Annotated in this window: 17 protein-coding genes; 9 read left to right on the top strand and 8 right to left on the bottom strand. The window is 28.6% G+C overall.

The window, feature by feature from the left end; genetic code table 11:
* Positions 1 to 26 precede the first annotated feature (26 nt).
* Both BW723_RS06620 and BW723_RS17840 read left to right on the top strand, forming a co-directional pair.
* Positions 27 to 2,261 (top strand): T9SS type A sorting domain-containing protein, encoded by a 2,235-nt coding sequence (locus BW723_RS06620; protein ID WP_068357178.1) that lies wholly within the window; start codon positions 27 to 29, stop codon positions 2,259 to 2,261.
* Positions 2,262 to 2,287: 26 nt separating this feature from the next.
* Positions 2,288 to 2,455 (top strand): hypothetical protein, encoded by a 168-nt coding sequence (locus tag BW723_RS17840; RefSeq protein WP_169835734.1) that lies wholly within the window; start codon positions 2,288 to 2,290, stop codon positions 2,453 to 2,455.
* 331 nt (positions 2,456 to 2,786) lie between these two features.
* Here BW723_RS17840 and BW723_RS06615 read toward each other — a convergent pair whose 3' ends face one another.
* The 6 genes from BW723_RS06615 to ileS form a co-directional block, all read right to left on the bottom strand.
* On the bottom strand, positions 2,787 to 3,395 hold the full coding sequence (locus BW723_RS06615; protein ID WP_068357181.1) for a DUF4230 domain-containing protein: 609 nt from the start codon (positions 3,393 to 3,395) through the stop codon (positions 2,787 to 2,789).
* 77 nt (positions 3,396 to 3,472) lie between these two features.
* On the bottom strand, positions 3,473 to 4,117 hold the full coding sequence (locus BW723_RS06610) for a lipoprotein signal peptidase (protein WP_068357183.1): 645 nt from the start codon (positions 4,115 to 4,117) through the stop codon (positions 3,473 to 3,475).
* Positions 4,118 to 4,159: 42 nt separating this feature from the next.
* Entirely contained in the window at positions 4,160 to 4,804 is a 645-nt protein-coding gene (locus BW723_RS06605) for a hypothetical protein (protein ID WP_068357185.1), read from the bottom strand.
* Between the two features lie 8 nt (positions 4,805 to 4,812).
* Positions 4,813 to 8,880: a T9SS type A sorting domain-containing protein gene (locus BW723_RS06600; protein ID WP_068357187.1), complete on the bottom strand. Its 4,068-nt coding sequence runs from the start codon at positions 8,878 to 8,880 to the stop codon at positions 4,813 to 4,815.
* A 125-nt stretch (positions 8,881 to 9,005) separates the two neighbouring features.
* Positions 9,006 to 9,383, bottom strand: coding sequence for a TraR/DksA family transcriptional regulator (locus BW723_RS06595; RefSeq protein ID WP_068357189.1), 378 nt, complete (start codon positions 9,381 to 9,383; stop codon positions 9,006 to 9,008).
* A 4-nt stretch (positions 9,384 to 9,387) separates the two neighbouring features.
* On the bottom strand, positions 9,388 to 12,864 hold the full coding sequence (ileS, locus tag BW723_RS06590) for an isoleucine--tRNA ligase (RefSeq protein WP_139059060.1): 3,477 nt from the start codon (positions 12,862 to 12,864) through the stop codon (positions 9,388 to 9,390).
* Between the two features lie 528 nt (positions 12,865 to 13,392).
* Here ileS and BW723_RS06585 point away from each other — a divergent pair.
* A complete protein-coding gene (locus tag BW723_RS06585) occupies positions 13,393 to 15,183 on the top strand; it encodes a discoidin domain-containing protein (RefSeq protein ID WP_068357196.1) in 1,791 nt (596 codons plus the stop codon).
* Between the two features lie 18 nt (positions 15,184 to 15,201).
* Here BW723_RS06585 and BW723_RS06580 read toward each other — a convergent pair whose 3' ends face one another.
* Entirely contained in the window at positions 15,202 to 15,966 is a 765-nt protein-coding gene (locus tag BW723_RS06580; RefSeq protein ID WP_068357199.1) for a TerB family tellurite resistance protein, read from the bottom strand.
* A gap of 132 nt (positions 15,967 to 16,098) precedes the next feature.
* Between BW723_RS06580 and BW723_RS06575 the strand changes: the two genes are divergently transcribed.
* The 4 genes from BW723_RS06575 (at position 16,099) to BW723_RS06560 (ending at position 18,024) form a co-directional block, all read left to right on the top strand.
* A complete protein-coding gene (locus BW723_RS06575) occupies positions 16,099 to 16,473 on the top strand; it encodes a hypothetical protein (RefSeq protein ID WP_068357203.1) in 375 nt (124 codons plus the stop codon).
* A 106-nt stretch (positions 16,474 to 16,579) separates the two neighbouring features.
* A complete protein-coding gene (locus BW723_RS06570; RefSeq protein ID WP_068357205.1) occupies positions 16,580 to 16,990 on the top strand; it encodes a BrxA/BrxB family bacilliredoxin in 411 nt (136 codons plus the stop codon).
* Between the two features lie 132 nt (positions 16,991 to 17,122).
* Positions 17,123 to 17,362, top strand: coding sequence for a hypothetical protein (locus BW723_RS06565; RefSeq protein ID WP_068357208.1), 240 nt, complete (start codon positions 17,123 to 17,125; stop codon positions 17,360 to 17,362).
* A 2-nt stretch (positions 17,363 to 17,364) separates the two neighbouring features.
* The gene (locus BW723_RS06560; RefSeq protein WP_068357212.1) at positions 17,365 to 18,024 is read left to right on the top strand and encodes an HD domain-containing protein; all 660 of its coding nucleotides are present in this window, start codon (positions 17,365 to 17,367) and stop codon (positions 18,022 to 18,024) included.
* A gap of 109 nt (positions 18,025 to 18,133) precedes the next feature.
* Here the strand turns inward: BW723_RS06560 and BW723_RS06555 are convergent, their stop codons facing one another.
* Positions 18,134 to 19,006 (bottom strand): AraC family transcriptional regulator, encoded by an 873-nt coding sequence (locus BW723_RS06555; protein ID WP_068357397.1) that lies wholly within the window; start codon positions 19,004 to 19,006, stop codon positions 18,134 to 18,136.
* A 237-nt stretch (positions 19,007 to 19,243) separates the two neighbouring features.
* Between BW723_RS06555 and BW723_RS06550 the strand changes: the two genes are divergently transcribed.
* Positions 19,244 to 19,825 carry a hypothetical protein gene (locus tag BW723_RS06550; protein WP_068357214.1) on the top strand — a complete coding sequence of 194 codons (582 nt, stop codon included), beginning with the start codon at positions 19,244 to 19,246 and terminating at the stop codon, positions 19,823 to 19,825.
* Positions 19,826 to 20,102: 277 nt separating this feature from the next.
* Positions 20,103 to 20,684, top strand: coding sequence for a hypothetical protein (locus tag BW723_RS06545; RefSeq protein WP_068357216.1), 582 nt, complete (start codon positions 20,103 to 20,105; stop codon positions 20,682 to 20,684).
* The last annotated feature ends 155 nt before the right edge of the window (positions 20,685 to 20,839 follow it).

The following is a 20,839-nucleotide window of genomic DNA, read 5'->3' as shown; positions in this document are numbered from 1 at the left end:
ATTCTAAAATTTTAAAAAAACAAACTATGAGAAATTATACTCTTTTAAAAAGAAACTTTATTACAGTAATACTTTTCTTTTGTATTCTACAAACAAGTATTTCTCAAAATAATAATGGAACTATTGATGCTATGGGTGATATAGCCATTATTGCTATGAATAAAACTCTTTCACCTTCAACATCCGATTATGCTTTTGTATTACTAGATGATTGTTTAACAGGCACAAAAATAATCTTTGACGATGATGAATGGACAGGTTCAGGGTTTAGTTCTACAACAGGAGAAGGAACAAACGAATGGACTAATAATACAGGTAAAACTTTAGGTGCAGGAACTGTAATATTAGTAAATAGTGGTAATGATAATCCCACAGTTAATTTAGGTGAAGTAAAAGAAGTAAACTCAGGTTTCAACTTAGCAGCAGGAGATCAGCTTTATGCTTATTTAGGAGCAGAAAGAGCTCCAACTGTTTTTCTTTCATTCTGGGGAGAAACAAATACAATAAATGCTTCAGAACCTGCTGTTTTAACAGGTACAAAATTAACAGGCTCTACTGATTTAACAAATGGTACTACAGCTAGAGTCACTTCAGATTTAGGATTTTATAATGGATCTACTGATTGTAATGGTACTATAGATGAGTGTGCTGCTATGATAAATGGAGGAACAATAACAAGTGGTTCTTTTACCTGGGCAACTGGTGTTAAAACTGCTTTTAAAGGTGCTACATTACCAAATAAATTTTTTGGTTCTACTAATACAGATTGGAATACAACAGGTAACTGGGGATATAACAGTATTCCAATTACTACAGATCATATAAAAATACCAAATGTTACTAACAAACCTATTATAAGTTCTAGTACAGGGGCTGTTGCAAATAATTTAACTATTGATGCAAGCTCTTCTTTAACAATAAATAGTGGAGGTTCTTTAATTATCGAGGGTACAGCAACTGTAAATGGAGATTTTAATTATAACGTTAATGTAAGTGATACTAATTGGCATTTAGTTTCATCTCCTGTTGTTAATGAACAATTTGATGACATATGGAATGATGCTAATGGAATTAACACATCTGGTACTGGTAATAATGAAGCTGTTGCCACATACATTAATACATCAAACGCTAATGGTGATTGGACCTATTTTCAAGATTCTGGCACAGCAACTACGTTTGGTTCTGGATCTGGTTATTCATTAAAAAGAACTAGTGGTGGTAATTATACCTTTACAGGTACTTTTCCTACACCGCCTGTTAATCCAACAATTACTGCAAATGATATTGGTGGTAGTGGTGAAAATAGATGGACTTTAATTGGTAATCCATATCCTGCATATATTAACATTGCTACTTTTTTATCTGTAAATTCAACTCCTTTAACCGATACTCACGAAAGTGTTTATGTTTGGAATGCTAGTGCAGATGAGTATCAAGATTTACAAACGGGTCATATTCATCCAGGGCAAGGATTCTTTGTTAGTTCTAATGTAGCTTCTACTAGTGTAACTTTTACCAAAGCAATGCAAAGTCATCAAAATGGTATTACATTTTACAAAACTACATCAAACCCAAAATTAACTTTATTAATGGCTGATGATACCAAAACAAAATCTACAGAAATTAATTATTTAGAAGGTAAAACTACAGGTTTAGACCCAGGTTTTGACATTGGTACCTTTACAGGTCAATCATCTAACTTAAATATCTACACTCATTTAGTTAACAGTAGTAATGGTATAGATTTTAAAAGACAAGCACTACCTAATAATAATTATGAAAATATGATTGTACCTATTGGTGTTACTGCTATTGCTGGTAAAGAAATTTCTTTTACTGCAGAAGCAGTAAATTTACCTTCTGGTATTAAAATATTTTTAGAGGATAAAATCACAAATACTTTTTCTCGTTTAGATGAAGCTAATAGCAATTATAAAATCACATTAAATGAAAATTTAAACGGAATTGGAAGATTTTATTTACATACAACTACTAGTACTTTAAATGTTGATACAAACATATCTTTAAATAATGTTAGCATTTATAAATTAGACAAATCTACTTTAAGAATTACTGGATTATCAAACGAAAAAACAACGGTTTCTATATTTAATTTACTAGGTAAACAAGTATTAAATACTTCTTTTACATCAAACACCAGTAAAGATATTGATTTACCAAACTTATCTAAAGGTGTTTATCTTGTTCAACTAAAAAACAACTCTGTTAACTTTACTAAAAAAATAATTTTAGAATAACATAACATTTTAAAAGACAAATAATTATGAAAAAAAATACAAAACACAAACAGGACATCTCAAGAAAAGATGCAATTAAAAAAATAGGAAATTATGGTAAATATGCAGCCTTAACCGCTTTAGGAACATATTTAATTCTCCATCCTAAAAAAGCTCAAGCTGCAAGTATTATAGAACCTGGCACTGGATTTTAGCAAAATAAAAGCAATAACACATTTTTAAAAGTTCATATATTAATATTTATAATCTATTATTTATGGTTTAAAGACTATCCAATGAAAACTACTGAATTATAAAAACAGGTATAAATACCTGTATTTATTTCACTATTTATTTTTAGTTTTACATTGTAGTTTAACAATCAATAAATTTAAAATTGTTATTTACAAAAAAAGTTGCTATGAAAATTTAGAAGACACTATGTTCATTAAAATGTAAACTAATTCGAAATAAAAAAGATTTAATAAAAATCGGGGGATTTTATTAAATGTAGCTAAAAGACTGTCAAAAAAATTGACAGTCTTTTTATTTATCCATAACTTTTTGAAAATCAATTAAAAATTCTGATTTTGTATTATCTACAACTTGCCAACCATAAATGGCTGATAATTGATAAATCTTAGAAATCTCTTCAAAGAAACGTGTTTTCGCTTCTTTTTTTAAGTTGGTAACACCAATGGTTTCTTTAATTTTATCGATACTTTTTTGATTAATCTTATTTAATTCTTCTTTAGAAAAAGCATTAAACTGACTTTGTTTTAAATCGAAATACTTTACATCTGGTGCAATAGTAATGGTTTCTTTTGGTATTTGATTAATGATGATTTTTTTACCAACAGAATCTATCTGTATTTCTAATTTAGATAAATCATAACCCACTTCTACATCAGCATTTACTGTAACAATGGCTTCTTTATCAAAAGATAAATAATCGTAAAAATATTTTTTTGAGTCTTTAAAATTGTACACTTCAGAGAAACTGGCACTAGAAACAACCAATTTACTCATATTCTTAATGGAATTTACAACAACTTTTATTTCTTCTTTTTGTTGATGTCTATCGTCTTTTTGATACCAAAATTTGGCAATAAAAAAACCAATAAAAAAAATGAGAATATATCTTGAAATCTTCATACTTAAGTAGGTTATAAATTTAAATCTAAACCCTACACAAGTTAGTAAAAATTACAATAGTTTATTTTAATAAATTTTTAAATTTCTGATGAAGTTTCTGTAATCTTTTTCTCAGATTTTTTATCTTCTTTAGGAAAAGCTTGCTTGCTAAAAATAAAAAGAATAGCTACACCTATGGTTATGTATGAATCTGCAGGATTAAATATGTACTGAAAAAAAGTAAACAAATCGCCACCAACAAAAGGAATCCATTCTGGTAAATTACCAGACCAAATAGGAAAATAAAACATATCTACAACTTTACCATGAAACAACTCACCATAAGGTTTATCTGCAAATAATGTTGCCACTTTATGCTCTGAAGAATCAAAAATAACTCCGTAAAAAATTGAATCTATAATATTACCTACTGCACCTGAAAAAATTAAAGAAATACCAATAATTACTGCATTGTGCACTTTACGTTTTATATTACCTGCCAACCAATAAATAATAGCACCAACAGCAACAATTCTAAATAATGTTAGAAAAAGCTTACCTCCTTTTCCACCAAATTCAAAACCCATTGCCATTCCGTTGTTTTCTACAAAGTGAATTTTAAACCAACTAAAAACTTCTACTTCTTCACCTAAAACAAAATTAGTTTTTACGTAGATTTTAATTACTTGATCTAAAATAATTGCTATTAAAATAGTAAGAATTGCAATGTTCTTTTTTGACATTTTTTAAATTTTGAAGTCACAAAAATAAGAATATTATTGTGTTTAATTACTTGATAAATAAATATTAGCTTTTATGGAGTTTGTTGAGAGTTTTTTATTTGAATTTTCTAAGTCTTTTTTATATTTTTCTTTATAAAAAATATCATCGATTTTAATTTTACCTTTTTTAGAAACTAAATCTAAATTTGTATTATTTACAGATGCATACACATTACCAGAATATAATTTTAATATTGTATTTGCTTGTATTTTATTCAGTTTTACAATTCCGTTTTCTATATAGATTGCCAACTCATTTTTAAGATTTTTAGATTCTAAATCTACATTTTCACCAAAAACAAATACCTTTTTACCTTTTGGTATTTTTACAATAACATTTGCTCTTTGTAATCTTTTGGTAATAAATTTTCTAAAAATAACTTCTCTGGTTTGGGTACCCTCAAAAGCAAATTTTACATTTACTTCTTTGCTATTCTCATCAACTTTAATCAGTTGGTCATCGTAACTTTCTGCATACAAATACACTTCTATAAAGTCTGAATCTGAGTTTTCTACAACTAAATTATCTAAACCAGCTGTATAAATATTAACCTCATTAGCAAGTGTTTGAAATTGCTTTGACACCTTTTTCTGAGCAAAAAGAACTACTGAATTTATCAAAAAAAATAAAACAAATTTATACTTCATTGTTCTTATTACTGAATAATTATTTTCTTTGTAAAAGTACTATTATCTTGCTCTATAACAACCACATAAATTCCTTTAGAAAAATTATTTACAGCAACTTCATCTTGATTTTGTTTTAACTTTTGCATCAATATTAATTTGCCTTTTGTATCATAAATTTTGATGAAACTAGCTTCTGAATTCAAATTTTGAATCTGAATTTTATCACCAGAAACAAATAAATCGACATCATTAAAAACAGGATTTAAAACACTTAATACTTCTGATGTTGTATGTAAATAAAATCGACCAGAACCATTTAAAGCTTCTTTTGTTTTAAATTGATATTTGTTTTCTGAATTGTTTAAAAGTGTAAATGTACCTAACTTTTTATCCTCTAAATAAACGTTTAAATCTGCATTTATATTTTTTGCATTTACACTAATTTCTAAATCTGAGTTTTTATCAGCAATAATGCCTATTGGTATAATTGTAGAAAATTCTATTGGTATAGATTGTATGGCTAATTTTCTAGTATCATTTCCATTTATGAGCTCTGTAAAAACTTCAAAATTGGATGCAGTATCTGCGTATAAAGAACTGTCGTAACCATTATCAAAATCATTGGTGGCAGAAGCTATATAAAAAATATCTGTGTATTTTTCTTGTGTATCGTTTTTACAAAAAATTCTTATTTCTGGTCTTGATTGCTGCTTTAAAAAAGTTTCTGATTGATGTTGTTGTAAAATTTCTGCAAAAGTTGCTGTACCTCCTTCTGATTTAGAAATTACAAAAAATGCTTGACCTGGAGCTAAATTTACGGCAGACGATGCTTGATTTTTGGTTTCATAAGCACTTCCATTCCAAACATAAATGGTCTTTTCTTCTAAAACAGTTTCATTTGCATTTAAAAAGTTATTTGTAAAATCTGCAGTTTCATTTATTGCTAAATACGATGAAAATGGGTTTCCTAATAAATTATAAGAAGTTGTAGTTCCTTTATTAATCCCAATATTTACGGTTTCTGTTGCAACATCACCTAAAAAAATATGATTACCTGCTGTGGTTCTTTTTATTGAAAAACCTCTACCTGCAGTAAAATTTTCTGAATCATTTACCTGCATATATTCCCAATTACCAGAATTGTTATTATAAGTACCAATTGCTCTTGAATTTGTATTTACTGAACCAGATTGAATGGAATTCGCAGTAACCCAATCATTATCATAAACATCATTTAACAAAGGTGCACTTATTAAATGCCAATTATTAGAAGCATATCTGTTATAAGTTATTTTTCCTGTGGATGTCCCTTTTACAATTAAACTTCCTGAGTTTGCCAAAGTTGAATTTATTGTTAAACTACCTTGGTTAGTACAATTTTCTTCGATTGTTAAAGCACCAGATTCTGTAATTGTTAAAGCCGCATTTTCATCAATAGAAATATTTGCCACAGAAATGGCTGAGTTAATAATTGGATTATTTGAAGTTGTAGATATTTTAACATCAACAGTATTTGATGGTAAACCATTAGACCAATTGTTGGTATTTGTAAAATCTGAATCTACGGTTCCTAACCAAGTTGTTAAATCGTTTCCAGTAAATTTACCTGTATAAAAACCTCTACCATAAGAACTTGCTAAAATGGTATTGTCTGTAGTTCTTAAACTAAAAGAAGTTACTGCTACATTAGACATTCCATTGTAAGATTGATTCCAAATTGGTGATGCATCTTTAAAGTTATTGGTATTCCAAACCCCTAATTCTGAGCCAACAATAACCTCATCATTATTTAATGGATTCATTAAAATACACCTTACATTTATATCAGGAAAATCTCCTTCTTTATTTGCCCAAGTTGTACCTCCATCTTCTGTAAACCAAATACTTTCTACCCCAAAATTATAAAAAGTAACCATAATTTCATTTTCTGATGCACCAAATTCTACTGAAGAAATATTACCAAAAAAATCATTAGAAGAAATATCTGTAATTGTTGGGGTTGCAGTATTTGCGTTCTCAACTTTTATCAATTTACCAGCTCTTGTTCCTAAAAAAACTTTAGAGGATGTTGTTGTAAATGGTGATACTTTTAAAGCAGAAATATTGGTTATCAAAGGGTCTGAAAAATCTGTTCTTGTTGATGAAGCTGTTGTTATATTTGTAAATCTTGTTAAATAGCCAACCTCATTTTCAGCATCGTAACCATTTGTATATAAAATATCTAAATTATCATCTAAAGCCATAGGGTTTACAAAAATTCCTGAATCGCTATCAGATGAAATTGTAACACCAGTACCTGTGTAAGGCAAATTATACCTAGTGATGTTATTGTAGAGATTTGAAATAACCATATAAGAACCATCTTTGTCAATAAAACAATGTGTTCCATCTCCTCTATTGGTTTTTATTGCTGAATTAATTCCACTTGTTGCATCATCAAAAAATAGATTTCCATTATCTTGTGTACCACCAATAATATATTCTGGATCTATAGTTTGGCTAATTGCAGCATTGTAAAATTGAATGGTATTATAATCTTTATTTCTTTCTTCTATTGCTGATGCACTTGAGGAAGCAGCTGAAAGTGAATTGGCATAAAACACACCACCATCACAACCTAAAACTGCAATATTTGCATCTGTTGGATGAAAAGCCCAACTCTGCTGATCTGAATGTACATAAGAAACAGTAATTCCTGGTAAACTTCCTGTAGGTGAATTTTTTGAAATTTGCTGCCAAGAAACGCCACTATCTGTTGTTCTAAATAAATTTATACCACCAACATAAGCAATTGCATCGTTTGTAGGGTCTACTTCTACTACTAAATCATAAAATGCCTGACCTCTTGTAAAATCGTTCGCAGATATATTACTTGTTGCATCATTTGGTAAAGAAAGTACTGTTGGTGATGTAGCAAAAGCATCATCAGTTTTTAAAATCGATATAAAGGGAGCAATTAAATCATCTCCACTTAATGTACCAATTTCTCCCAAAACATAAACTGTATTTGCATTTGTTTTAGACAAAGCAATTTCTGTTCTTCTGCCATTTGTAATCGTGTGTTTTAATGTAAATGATGTTCCATCTGAACTGCTATAAATTCTTCCACCTCCTTTAGTATAAGGGTTTCTTGTTGTACTTAACCAAAGTGTATTGTCTATACCTAATTCAAAATCGTTTGGAGAAATCGAATTTCCATCAACATCTAAAGTTAATTTAGACCAGTTAGAACCATCATCTGTAGATTTGTATATTCCATAATCATTTAATCCAACCCAAGTACTTAATGGATTAGAACTGTAAAAACTACCACCAATTGCGGCAAAAACCTCAGAATCATCAGTTGTTGCAGAATTTCCATCCTTATCTCTAACTATAATATCCGTCATAAAATAAGTCCCTGGCACATTAATATAACTAGTCTCAGAAGTTGCACCTCTTATTTGATACACATTGTTCCAAGTTGCTCCACCATCTGTAGATTTCCAGATTCCATTTCCTAAAGCTTGTTGTGGGCTATACAATTCTCCTGTACCTAAATACATAATTTGCGAATTGTTAGGATCTACAGCCATACAAGTTACTGCAAGATTATCTGCAATACCCACTTGAAGCCAAGATGAATTTTCATCAGTTATATCATCATTTACCCAAAGACCTCCACTTACACCACCTGCAAAAACACGTTTGTTGGTAACATCATTTGGGTCGAACATTACCATTCTTGTTCTACCACCAACATTATTTGGTCCTCTTTCCGTCCATTGATTATCTATAGCATCACCAGGAGTTCTTTGCTGATTTACGCTTTCCTTTTTTAATTTTTCTTGAAGATTGTATAAATTTTCAGGATGAGTTCTACCTGTATAAGGATTCATAGTTAACAAATATTGATCTGCTAAATATTCGTTTGGTGGCACTCCTAAAAATATTCTTTCTTTTTTAGAAAGGTTGTTTTTAGCATTAAATAGCTGTATTTTTTTTTGATGAGAATGCTTTTCTTTGCGTTTTTCTATTTGAGACACTTTTACAAAACAATTGTAAATTAATGCAATGCAACATAAAAAAACCAACAAATAAATTATCTTTTTCATAAAATCAAAAATAAGATAATAATATTATATGCTGGTTGTAAAGTAGTTTTTGCACAAAAAGAAAGTCCGAATTTTAATACTAGAAATATTAAAATTCGGACTCTTTATTTTATTTAAGCAGAAGTTTATTGCTTACGCTTTGCTTCTATACTTAAAGTAGCATGAGGCACTAATTTTAAACGCTCTTTTTGAATTAATTTACCTGTAACTCTACAAACACCATACGTACCATTTTCTATACGCATTAAAGCATTTTTAAGGTCTCTAATAAATTTTTCTTGTCTTATTGCTAATTGAACATTTGCTTCTTTGCTCATTACTTCAGAACCTTCATCAAAAGATTTAAAAGATGACAAAGTATCATCTGTACCATTATTGGCATCGTTTTTATAAGATGCTTCCAATAAAGCTAAATCTTCTTTAGCTCTTGCTATTTTTTTTTCGATTATCGCTTTAAACTCTTGTAAATCTTCTTCTGTATATTTTACCTTAACTTCTGACATAATACTACACTTTTTCTATAAATATTCTACTTTTAATGGTGTCGAATTCAATTTCTGTTCCATTGGTTAATTCATCTACAAAAACCAATTCTTTGGTTAATGTTTCACTCATTATGTAGTCTTTATTATCAGTTATAGACTGTTGTAAGTTTTCAAAATTTAAAACTGTTAACTTAATTCTATCTGTTACTTCTAAACCTGTGTCTTTACGTGCATTCTGAATTCTGTTTACCAATTCTCTGGCAACACCTTCTTTTTGTAAATCTTCAGTTATTGTAACATCTAAAGCAACTGTTAAAGTTCCTTCATTGGCAACTAACCAACCTTCTATGTCCTTAGATGATATTTCTACATCTGAGAGCTCCAAAATAATATTTTTTCCATTAATTTCAACAGAAATGTTTTTATCTTTTTCTATTTTGTTAATATCTTCTTGATTAAACCCCTTAACAGCAGCTGCAATAAAACGCATATCTTTACCAAACTTAGGCCCTAAAGCTTTAAAATTAGGTTTAATTTGTTTGATTAAAATATCTGAAGCATCTTCCATTAATTGGATTTCTTTAATATTTACTTCGTGCTTTATTAAATCTGATACTGCTAAAATTTCTTCTTTTTGCTGAGGATTATCAACAGGTATCATAATTTTTTGTAGTGGTTGACGTACTTTTATCTTTTCTTTAGCTCTTAATGATAATACTAAAGATGATATAGTTTGTGCATTTTCCATTTTACGTTCTAAACTCTTATCAACAAAACTTTTATCAAATTTTGGGAATTCTGATAAATGAATACTTTCTGATGTTTCTTTACCAGTTACCGAGTTTAAATCTTGGTACAATCTGTCCATAAAAAATGGCGCTATTGGCGATGCTAATTTTGCGATTGTAACCATACACGTATATAATGTTTGGTAAGCAGAAATTTTATCTGTTTGATAATCTCCTTTCCAAAAACGTCTTCTACTTAAACGTACATACCAGTTACTTAAGTATTCTTGTGTAAAATCTGATATGGCTCTTGCAGCTCTTGTTGGTTCGTATTCTTCATAAAATTTATCTACTTTGTTAATTAAAGTATGTAATTCTGATAAAATCCATCTGTCTAATTCTGGTCTTTCGTTTTGAGGAATATCTGCTTCAGCATAAGAAAAACCATCAATATTTGTATATAAAGAGAAGAATGAATACGTGTTATATAACGTTCCGAAAAACTTACGTTTTACTTCTTCAATACCTTCTAAATCGAATTTTAAATTATCCCAAGGATTGGCATTAGAAATCATATACCAACGTGTGGCATCTGCACCATATTTAGATAAAGTTGTAAACGGATCTACTGCATTACCTAAACGTTTAGACATTTTATGTCCGTTTTTATCTAAAACTAAACCATTAGAAACTACGTTTTTATACGCAACAGAATCAAAAACCATTGTACCAATTGCGTGTAAAGTATAAAACCAACCACGCGTTTGATCTACACCTTCTGCAATAAAATCTGCTGGAAAAGATTCATTTCCATCAATTTTTTGTTTGTTTTCAAAAGGATAATGCCATTGTGCATAAGGCATAGAACCAGAATCAAACCAAACATCAATTAAATCTGATTCACGTTTCATTGGCTGACCTGTAGATGAAACTAATGTAATTTCATCAACAATATTCTTATGTAAATCTAATTTTGCATAGTTTTCATCAGAATTGTTATCAACCTCAAAATCTTCAAAAATATCTTTTGCTAAAACTCCAGCTTCTACAGCTTTTGCCATTTCTGATTTTAATTCTTTTACAGAACCAATACAGATTTCTTCTTTACCATCTTCTGTTCTCCAGATTGGTAACGGAATTCCCCAATAACGAGAACGAGATAAATTCCAATCGTTTGCATTTGCTAACCAATTTCCAAAACGACCAGTACCTGTAGATTCTGGTTTCCAGTTAATAGTTTTGTTTAAAGAATGCATTTTTTCTTTAACATCAGTTACTTTTATAAACCAAGAATCTAATGGATAATATAGAATTGGTTTATCTGTTCGCCAACAATTTGGGTAACTGTGCTTGTATTTTTCTACTTTAAAAGCCTTGTTTTCATTTTTAAGCTTTAAGCCTAATCGTTCATCAACAGATAAATATTGCTTCTGGTTTTTAAGAACCGTTGACATTTTTTCTTGTTGAACCTTAAGCTCAGTTTCAAATTCATCGTCTTTTAAATATTCTGATTTTACATATTCTGATGCAAAACCATAAATATCATCTTTAATTTCTTTTCTAAATTTACCTTGTAAATCTACCAAAGGAACTAAATTATCGTTTTCGTCTTTAATTAAAAGTGGCGGAATTTCTGGACTTGCTTGTTTGGCAACCAAAGCATCATCTGCTCCAAAAGTTGGTGCTGTGTGCACAATTCCTGTACCATCTTCTGTGGTAACAAAATCTCCAGAAATTACTCTAAAAGCATCTTGTTTATTATCAAAATCTAAATTGAAATCTAATAACTGTTCGTATTTAATGCCAACTAAATCTTTACCAATAAATTCTTTTACAATGAAATATGGTATTTTTTTATCACCTGAATTATAAGCACTTAATTCTTCTAATGATTCTACTTTTAAAGTATTTTTACCACCAAATTGTTTACCAACCAAGTTTTTAGCTAAAACAACTTTAATAGGTTCAAATGTATATTGATTAAAAGTATCAACTAAAACATATTCAATTTTTGGACCAACTGTTAAAGCGGTATTACTTGGCAAGGTCCAAGGTGTTGTTGTCCAAGCTATAAAATGAACATCGCCTTCATTCTTTAAGAAATCTGGTAAAGTTTCATTTATCGCCTTAAACTGAGCAACAACTGTTGTATCTGTTACATCTTGATACGTACCTGGCTGATTTAACTCGTGAGAACTTAAACCTGTACCTGCTTTTGGCGAATATGGTTGAATTGTATAGCCTTTATAAATTAACTCTTTGTTATAAATCTGCTTTAGTAACCACCAAACAGATTCCATATATTTTGGCTCATAGGTAATATACGGGTCATCCATATCTACCCAATACCCCATTTTATTGGTTAAATCGTTCCAAATATCTGTGTAACGCATTACCGCTTTTCTACAAGCTGCATTATAATCTTCTACAGAAATGGTTTTACCAATATCTTCTTTGGTAATACCTAATTCTTTCTCTACACCTAATTCTATTGGTAATCCGTGTGTATCCCAACCAGCTTTACGTTTTACTTGGTAACCTTTCATCGTTTTATAACGAGGAAAAATATCTTTAATAGCTCTTGCTAAAACGTGATGAACTCCTGGAAGTCCGTTTGCAGAAGGTGGGCCTTCGAAAAATACAAAAGGTTTAGCCCCTTCTCTAGAAGTTACACTTTTTTCGAAAATGTTATTTTCTTGCCAATAATTTAGAATCTCTTCTGCTACTTTTGGTAAGTCAAGTCCTTTATATTCAGGAAATTTCATCTGGATTTTTTTAATTTAAATTAATAGTCAGATGTAAACTTTAAGTTTTTCGTAGATTATTTTTTCTGATTTATAATCCTCTAAAAATTAAAGTTTTCGCTTTCATTTTATCAGTTTTCTGATAAGGATGCGAAATTAAGGAATTTCTATAAAATGGAGGGTGTTAAGTATAAAAAAGGAAGTTACAAATTGATTGTTATTCATTATTAATCTGAATTCGACTAATCTAAATCAAGTTATTAGCTATTATTTATTGAAATCAATAAAAATCTTACCAAGATTATTAATTCTAAAAATTAAAGACTACCTTTAGACACTTATATTTACCCCCAAAATTATAAAGCCATGAAGAAATATTCTTCTGAAATAGTATTTCAACTCCAAGATCTTAAAAATCAATTTATCAACAAAAGATTCTTTACTTCAAAGAAAATTTTATACTTTTTTCTTTTTATTACTATTCAAATTAATGCCCAACAACATAGTAATCTCATCATAGATAACTCAGCGCCATATCTTATAAATACTAATACAATGGGTAGAACATTTAGTGGTGGAGATACCCTATTTGTTGCATCTTCAAGAACAAAAGCTATTAAGTTTCAACAATTAGTTGGGGATGCTGGAGCGCCTATTGTAGTTATAAATTTAAATGGGCAAGTCAAGATTAATAACCCTGAATCTTGGGGAGGCATTACTTTTGAAAACTGCCAGTATATAAAAATATCTGGTGCTGGTCATCCTAATTTTAGATATGGCTTTGAATTAGGAGGCTATAATTGCGGTTTAGCATTTTCAGAATTGAGTTCAGATTGTGAGGCAGAGAATATAAAAATTGCTCATGATGGCTTTTTCGGGATTTTTGCAAAAAAAGATTTTGGTGGCAATCCACCAGTACCTTACCCAGTCTTTAACAACTTAATTATTCATGATTGCTTTATTGAAAACGTAAGTGAAGGAATGTATATAGGCGAAACGAAATCGCCAGGAATGGAATTTAAAAATTTAAAAATTTACAATAATATTATAAGAAACACAAAAAGAGAATCTATACAGGTTGCCAATGCTGTTGAAAATGTTGAAATTTACAATAACACTATGGTTAATGCTGGGTTAGAAAACATCGACTTTCACACTAATAATTTACAAATAGGTGATAATAGTGTTGTTAATGCCTATAATAACATCATCTTAGAAGCGCCTGCTTTTGGAATTATTTCGTTTGGAAAAGGGGGTTCTACTTTTAGTAATAACTACATTGCCAACTCTCAAGGAATGTTTATTGATAACAGAATATTTACTGACACCATAAAACCTATTACAATTAATACTAATTATTTTATAAATATAAATGGTAATCAAGTAGTTAGAAATATGAATGAACTTAATCCATTAAGTATAAACAATAATACTTACGATTCTAATATTCCTTTTTATAACAATGATTCTGGCAACTTGAATAATTTTAGTCTTAGCAACAATACTTTTTCGACTATTTATGAAATTACATTTAAAGATACATTGCAAAATAACTACAGTTTATCAGATAATACTCCACAAGAATTAAAAGGATTAGGGGCAACTAGTGGACCAGAATTTTTTAACATTTTGCCAACTCCACAGCAAATTATTATAGATAGTACTATGGTTACTGATCAAGTAATTGATGGTAGCGTAGTTTCACCATTATTTCTTTTTGATGAACAACAAACAGACGTATTAGCCAATCAACACCCTACAAGTAATTCTTGGAAACCATTTTGGTATTGGAATCAAGAAACTGCACCTTACCATATAGTTATTGATTTGGGTAAAGAATATCATATCACAGAAGTTTATTTACATGATATGCATAATACCTATGAATTTACTGTTGAATATGGTAGCGAAAATAATTGGACTGAGTTATTTGTTGATCCATGTTCAAACTTTAATACTTGGAAAACACATATTACTGATGTTGATACCAGATACTTAAGACTATCTATGTATGAAAATGTATATGCAGCAGTTAATGAAATTATAGTATTTGGTTACTCTAATACAGCTTCTAAAACCAATAACAAAAAAGTAAGCTCAACAATACAGCCATTAATTAAAGAAGATAGTATAAAGTCAGACAATTCAAATGATGAATACGAAATCGAAGTTTTTGATTTTTATGGAAAAAAAGTAATGTCAAAAATATCAGAAATATCGGATGAAAGCTCTTTTAAAATATTTGAAGGACCTAAATTTAATCTTTTAAAAAAAGGGTACTATATCGCTTTGATTAAAAATAAAACTGATGGAAGTGTTAAAACAGAAAAATTTTATAAGAGATAAAATAAATTATTAGTATTGCTAAAAATCTCTTTCATTTTTAATTTTTTGATAAGCATCTTGAATACTTTGAAATTTTTCTTTTGCGCCCTGTAAGTGCTCTGGGCCCAAATCTCTCAATTTATCTGGATGGTATTTTTTCACCATTTTTCTATATGCTGATTTTACATCATCATTAGAAGCAGATTTATCTATTTCTAAAATTTTATATGCATTGCCAGATTCATCATAAAACATTGCTTTTATTGACTCATAATCATTTTGATTGATGTATAAATAACCCGCAATTTTTTTAATTTCATCTACTTCGCTTTTAGACACAAACTCATCTGCTTTTGCAATACCAAACAAAAAATGTAATAATTGTAATCTAGAAGCGTGAGACATATGTTCTCTAATCTGAATACAAACTTGGCGTGCAGAAACGTCTTTTTTTACAATACCTTTAAATAATTTAAAAGCAGTATTAGCACGCTCTTTGCCATACATACCCAAAAATTGTGAACGAACAAAGTTTAATTCACGTTGGTCAATTTTACCATCAGATTTAATAACAATTGAGGCTAAAACCAACAAACTCATTTCAAAATCACCAGATTGTGTGTTCGAATATTCGTCTGAATTACCAGTAGTTCTCTCTCTATTATAGTCTATTTGCTCTTGTTTAAAAACATCTGCCTCAAATCCATCTACAAAACTTCCAATGGCAAAACCTATTGCAGCACCTATTGGACCTCCGAATGTAAACCCTAAACCTGCGCCTAACCATTTGGTAAAACTTCCCATATAAAATATATAATTTAAGCTTCAAAGATAAGAAATCAAGAATATCTGTTGATTCTTTAGATTAAAATATTTTGTTTTTAAACGCAACTAAATAGAAAAATACGCATCTTAAAAGTACAAAACCTATTCATTATGAAATCAAAAATAATAATTACTCTTTTTAGCCTCATTCTTCTAATAAATAGTTGCGATGAAAATGACAATGAATCTATAATTTGTACACACGTTTTTATACATGGTTTAGAAATAAATCTTATTGAAAAAGGCACCACTAACTCAGTTAATGGTTATGTTAAAATAATTATTGAAGATGATGATTATGAAGAAATTTTAGAAAGTTCTGAACCAAACAATTCATTTTATGGTGCAGGAGAACGTAAAGGGACTTATACTTTAACTATAACATCTAACAATTACAAAACATTTGTAAGTGAGCCTATTATTGTAATTGCAGATGAATGCCACGTTAAAACAGTTTCTAAAACATTTGAACTAGAATTAAAATAATAATAAAACCTTATAGTACTATCTATAGAGTTATGCGTTTATTATTTATAGTTACAGTTAATTTAATTAAATTTGCACATTACAAAAATGTAAATAATTAAGAAATATGTATCCAGAAGAACTAGTAAAACCAATGCGTAATCAGTTAATTGATGCTGGTTTTGAAGCATTATATACTGCAGAAGATGTAGAAAAAGCAATGGCTAAAGAAGGCACAACTTTAGTAATGGTAAATTCAGTATGTGGTTGTGCTGCAGGTACTGCAAGACCAGGAGCAATTGCTTCTTTAGGTGCAGAAAAAACACCTACAAACTTAACCACTGTTTTTGCAGGTGTAGAAAAAGAATCTACACAAAAAGCAAGAGAATTTATGATTCCTTTTCCACCTTCATCTCCAGCAATAGCTTTATTTAAAGATGGTAATTTAGTACACATGTTAGAACGTCATCATATTGAGGGTCGTTCTGCACAAATGATTGCACAGAATTTGGCTGCTGCTTACGATGAGCACTGTTAAAATTAAATCATAAATCTTTTTAAAGAAAAGACTTTTAAAATCCACTTTTTTTAAGTGGATTTTTTTATTTAGATTACTTTTGTTTACTATGCATTACAACATAAAGAATTTAAGAATTATTTATATATAAAAATGGCATCACAATTTTCTACTTATACTACTGAAGAATTGACAAAAAAATTGAAAACTCAAAAAAGGCTTTCTATATTTCATTTTTGTATTATAGTTTTACTATTTTTAGTTGCTATCTATAAAACATATAAAGAAGGTATTTCTTTCAGCTCTTTTTTACCCTTATTTTTTATACCAATGCAGATTTTTTTTACTTTGGATATAAAAAAATTAAAAAAAGAAATCGCTTCTAGAAAATAATTATGAATCAAGAAAAAATTATTCAGAATACAATTGCTTTTGTAAAAGAAGAATTAAAAGATGCAGAAGGTGGCCACGATTGGTTTCATATAGAACGTGTTTTTAAGAATACATTATTAATATCTAGAGATGAAAAAGTTGATGTTTTTGTAGTTTCTTTAGCAGCCTTATTACATGATATAGCAGATCCTAAGTTTAATAATGGAGATGAAAAGTTAGGCCCTAAAAAAGCTAAAGATTTTTTAATTGCTCAAAAAGTATCTAAAGAAATAGGCGTACATGTTGTAAATATTATTAAATATCTTTCTTTTAAAAATTCTTTGGATAAAGATGGGAAAAAATTTACATCTAAAGAACTAGAGGTTGTGCAAGATGCAGATCGTTTAGACGCAATTGGCGCTATTGGTATTGCGCGTTGTTTTAATTATGGTGGTTTTAAAAACAGAGCTTTGTATAATCCTGAAGTTTTACCTAATTTAAATATGACCAAAGAAGAATATAAAAATTCTAATGCTCCAACTATTAATCACTTTTATGAAAAACTTTTGTTATTAAAAGATAAAATGAATACAGATGCTGGTAAAAAAATTGCAGAAAGCAGACATCAATTTATGGAAACTTATTTAAAACAGTTTTATGATGAATGGAATGGAAATTTATAATATTTTCTAATTTATTAATAATACAAAACAAAAATTCCTTAACAAATTTAATTTGCTAAGGAATTTTAAGTTTTTAAAGAATCTTATTTTTATTCTTTAAAATAATTAATTATTGTATTAAATCTCTTAGCTCACTCCTATATATAGAAGCACTTTTACCTGTAAATTCTTTAAATAATTTATTAAAGTGTGAAAAATTGTTGAAACCACATTCAAAACTAATCTCTGCAATACTCATATTACTTTCGGCTAATAATTTTGTTGCGTGTACAACTCTATATTCATTTACTAATTTTGTAAAAGTTTTTCCTGTAGATTTTTTAAAGTATCTACAAAAAGCAGGCACAGTCATACTTACTAACTCAGAAACTTCGTCTAAACTTATATGATCTTTAAAATTATCATTAATATGTTTGTAGATTACTTCTATCTTATTACTATCTTGATGTGAGCTTTCAAAAGCAAAACCATTTGCATTTAATAAGGTATAATCATCCGTAGTTGCTAAATCGTGAAGAATTTCTATAAAAGATGTAATTCTATGTGGACCATCTAAATCTACCAAACGTTCTATTTTAGCACCTATTCTTTGTTTAATTTCTATATTAAAACGAATTCCTTTTTTTGCACGTTCAAAAAGTGCATCAATAGCAATCATTTCTGGTATTTTAAAAAACTCTTTACCTAAAAATTCAGGTAAAAACTGAATTAATGTTTCTGAACCATTAGTAGTTAAACGATCTAAATAACCAATATGTGGTAAATTAGAACCAATTAATACCAATTGACTATTGTTAAAATAACTAATATGATTACCAATATGTCTCTTCCCTTTCCCCTTATTAACGTATACAAGTTCTATTTCTGGATGAAAATGCCAAAATGGCCTATTCGTCTTTAAAAACTCTACGTGCTTCTTTACCAATAAAGAGCTTCCAAAATTGGGGGTTATTTTTTCTAATGTCGGTTTTTTCTGCATAATGCTGCAAAAATACGACATACAAATAATACTACCTATATAGAATTATCATTTTTATGTACAAAATTAACACCTACTTAACACTACATAACACAAGCTGTTAATTTAGCACAGAAATTAACCAATTCTGTTGTTTTTAAAACTCCTTTTCTCCTCTAATTTTGCAGTGTCCTATTTAAATAATGATAAACAAATAATTAGAATCTTATCATTATATAAAAATAGAATAGATAAAGAGTAATGAATACACTTAAAAAAACAATATTAGTAGCAAGTTTAATGTTAGGAGCATTTACAAACTTTGCAAACAACACAAAATCTGATAACACATTAAATGCTAGCAAAGTAAAAGTAGTATTTAACGAAGTTAAAAAAGGACAACAATTAACTATTTTAGATATGAATGGTGTTGTACTTTATACTGAAAATGTTGCAGAAACAGGTAAGCTAATAAAAACTTTCGATTTCTCTCAATTAAATGATGGTGACTATTTTTTAGAATTAGAAAAAGATTTTCAAATTGTTGTAAAATCATTAAAGATAGAAAACAATAAAGTTGTTTTTTACGAAGACACTAAAAAAGTTATTCTTAAGCCAGTAATTAGAACTGAAAATAATTTATTAATGATTACAAGTTTTGCTTTTGATGAAAAACCATTAGAGGTTGTATTGTATTATAATAACGAAATAATTTATTCTGAAACTATTGAAGGAGATTCAGTTTTAAACAGAGTTTATAAATTAGATAAAAAAGTAAAAGGAAACTATAAAGCTGTTGTAAAAAATAATGGTAGAAATTATAGTAACGATTTTAAAATATAGTAAAATATTGTTTATAGTTAATTAATAGATTTTATGTTTAAATCTATATAAAACGAGTCTTAAAAAGACTCGTTTTTTTTTGCCCTAATTTTAAATAATGGTAAAATTCTCTTTTTACGAAGTATGTAAAATTGCTCTCAATATATGCTAAATTAACATCTATATTTTAACCTTATTGCAAAACAGTTAAAATAACATATAAAGTTGCCAATTGTGTTGTTTTCAGAACTAAACTTCTAATATACCTTTGCAGCATAAATCTTAAAGAGATTATATTATGATGACGATTAAAAGAAAAGTATTAGTAGCGGTTTTTATGTTAGCAACTGTATTAAACTATGCTAACAATGCAGATGGTAAAAATGTAGTAAATACTAAAAGTGTAAAGGTAGTATTTAACGAAGTTAAAAAAGGACAACAGTTAACTATTAAAGATGTTCATGGAGTTGTACTTTATACAGAAAATGTAGCTAAAGAAGGTAAACTTATTAAAACATTCGATTTCTCTCAGCTTATAGATGGTAGTTATACTTTAGAATTAGAAAAAGATTTTCAGATTATTGTAAAATCAATAAAAATTGAAGAAGGAAAAGTAATTTTAAATGATGCTTCTGAAAAAGTGATTTTAAAACCAGTTGTTAGAAATGAAGACAATTTATTAATGATTACTAAAATTGCTTTCGATAAACAGCCTTTAGATGTTGCTTTATATTACAACAACGAAATCATCTATTCTGAAACTGTTGAAGGAGATTCAATTTTAAATAGAGTTTATAAATTAGATGAAGCTCTAAAAGGTGATTACAAAGTTGTTATTCAAAACAATGGTAGAAGGTACAGTAACGAGTTTAAAATATAAAAGATAGTTTTTAGTTAATTATCAGATTTAGAAATAAATCTAGAAAACGAACCTTAAACGGTTCGTTTTTTTTGTGCAAAAAACTAAAATCCTTAGAAATTATCATTTTAACAAAGTATATAAAATTAGTAACAATATACACTATATTAACCCAT

The sequence above is a fragment of the Polaribacter reichenbachii genome (genome assembly GCF_001975665.1).
GTDB classification, from domain to species: Bacteria; Bacteroidota; Bacteroidia; order Flavobacteriales; family Flavobacteriaceae; genus Polaribacter; species Polaribacter reichenbachii.
The sequence above is the reverse complement of the archived record's forward strand: the minus strand, read 5'-3'. Positions and strand labels throughout refer to the sequence as shown.

Excerpts from the sequence above, each read along its gene's own strand:
- BW723_RS06620 (WP_068357178.1), top strand. The coding sequence starts at position 27 with ATGAGAAATTATACTCTTTTAAAAAGAAACTTTATTACAGTAATACTT.
- BW723_RS17840 (WP_169835734.1), top strand. The coding sequence starts at position 2,288 with ATGAAAAAAAATACAAAACACAAACAGGACATCTCAAGAAAAGATGCA.
- BW723_RS06615 (WP_068357181.1), bottom strand. The coding sequence starts at position 3,395 with ATGAAGATTTCAAGATATATTCTCATTTTTTTTATTGGTTTTTTTATT.
- BW723_RS06610 (WP_068357183.1), bottom strand. The coding sequence starts at position 4,117 with ATGTCAAAAAAGAACATTGCAATTCTTACTATTTTAATAGCAATTATT.
- BW723_RS06605 (WP_068357185.1), bottom strand. The coding sequence starts at position 4,804 with ATGAAGTATAAATTTGTTTTATTTTTTTTGATAAATTCAGTAGTTCTT.
- BW723_RS06600 (WP_068357187.1), bottom strand. The coding sequence starts at position 8,880 with ATGAAAAAGATAATTTATTTGTTGGTTTTTTTATGTTGCATTGCATTA.
- BW723_RS06595 (WP_068357189.1), bottom strand. The coding sequence starts at position 9,383 with ATGTCAGAAGTTAAGGTAAAATATACAGAAGAAGATTTACAAGAGTTT.
- BW723_RS06585 (WP_068357196.1), top strand. The coding sequence starts at position 13,393 with ATGGGTAGAACATTTAGTGGTGGAGATACCCTATTTGTTGCATCTTCA.
- BW723_RS06580 (WP_068357199.1), bottom strand. The coding sequence starts at position 15,966 with ATGGGAAGTTTTACCAAATGGTTAGGCGCAGGTTTAGGGTTTACATTC.
- BW723_RS06575 (WP_068357203.1), top strand. The coding sequence starts at position 16,099 with ATGAAATCAAAAATAATAATTACTCTTTTTAGCCTCATTCTTCTAATA.
- BW723_RS06570 (WP_068357205.1), top strand. The coding sequence starts at position 16,580 with ATGTATCCAGAAGAACTAGTAAAACCAATGCGTAATCAGTTAATTGAT.
- BW723_RS06565 (WP_068357208.1), top strand. The coding sequence starts at position 17,123 with ATGGCATCACAATTTTCTACTTATACTACTGAAGAATTGACAAAAAAA.
- BW723_RS06560 (WP_068357212.1), top strand. The coding sequence starts at position 17,365 with ATGAATCAAGAAAAAATTATTCAGAATACAATTGCTTTTGTAAAAGAA.
- BW723_RS06550 (WP_068357214.1), top strand. The coding sequence starts at position 19,244 with ATGAATACACTTAAAAAAACAATATTAGTAGCAAGTTTAATGTTAGGA.
- BW723_RS06545 (WP_068357216.1), top strand. The coding sequence starts at position 20,103 with ATGATGACGATTAAAAGAAAAGTATTAGTAGCGGTTTTTATGTTAGCA.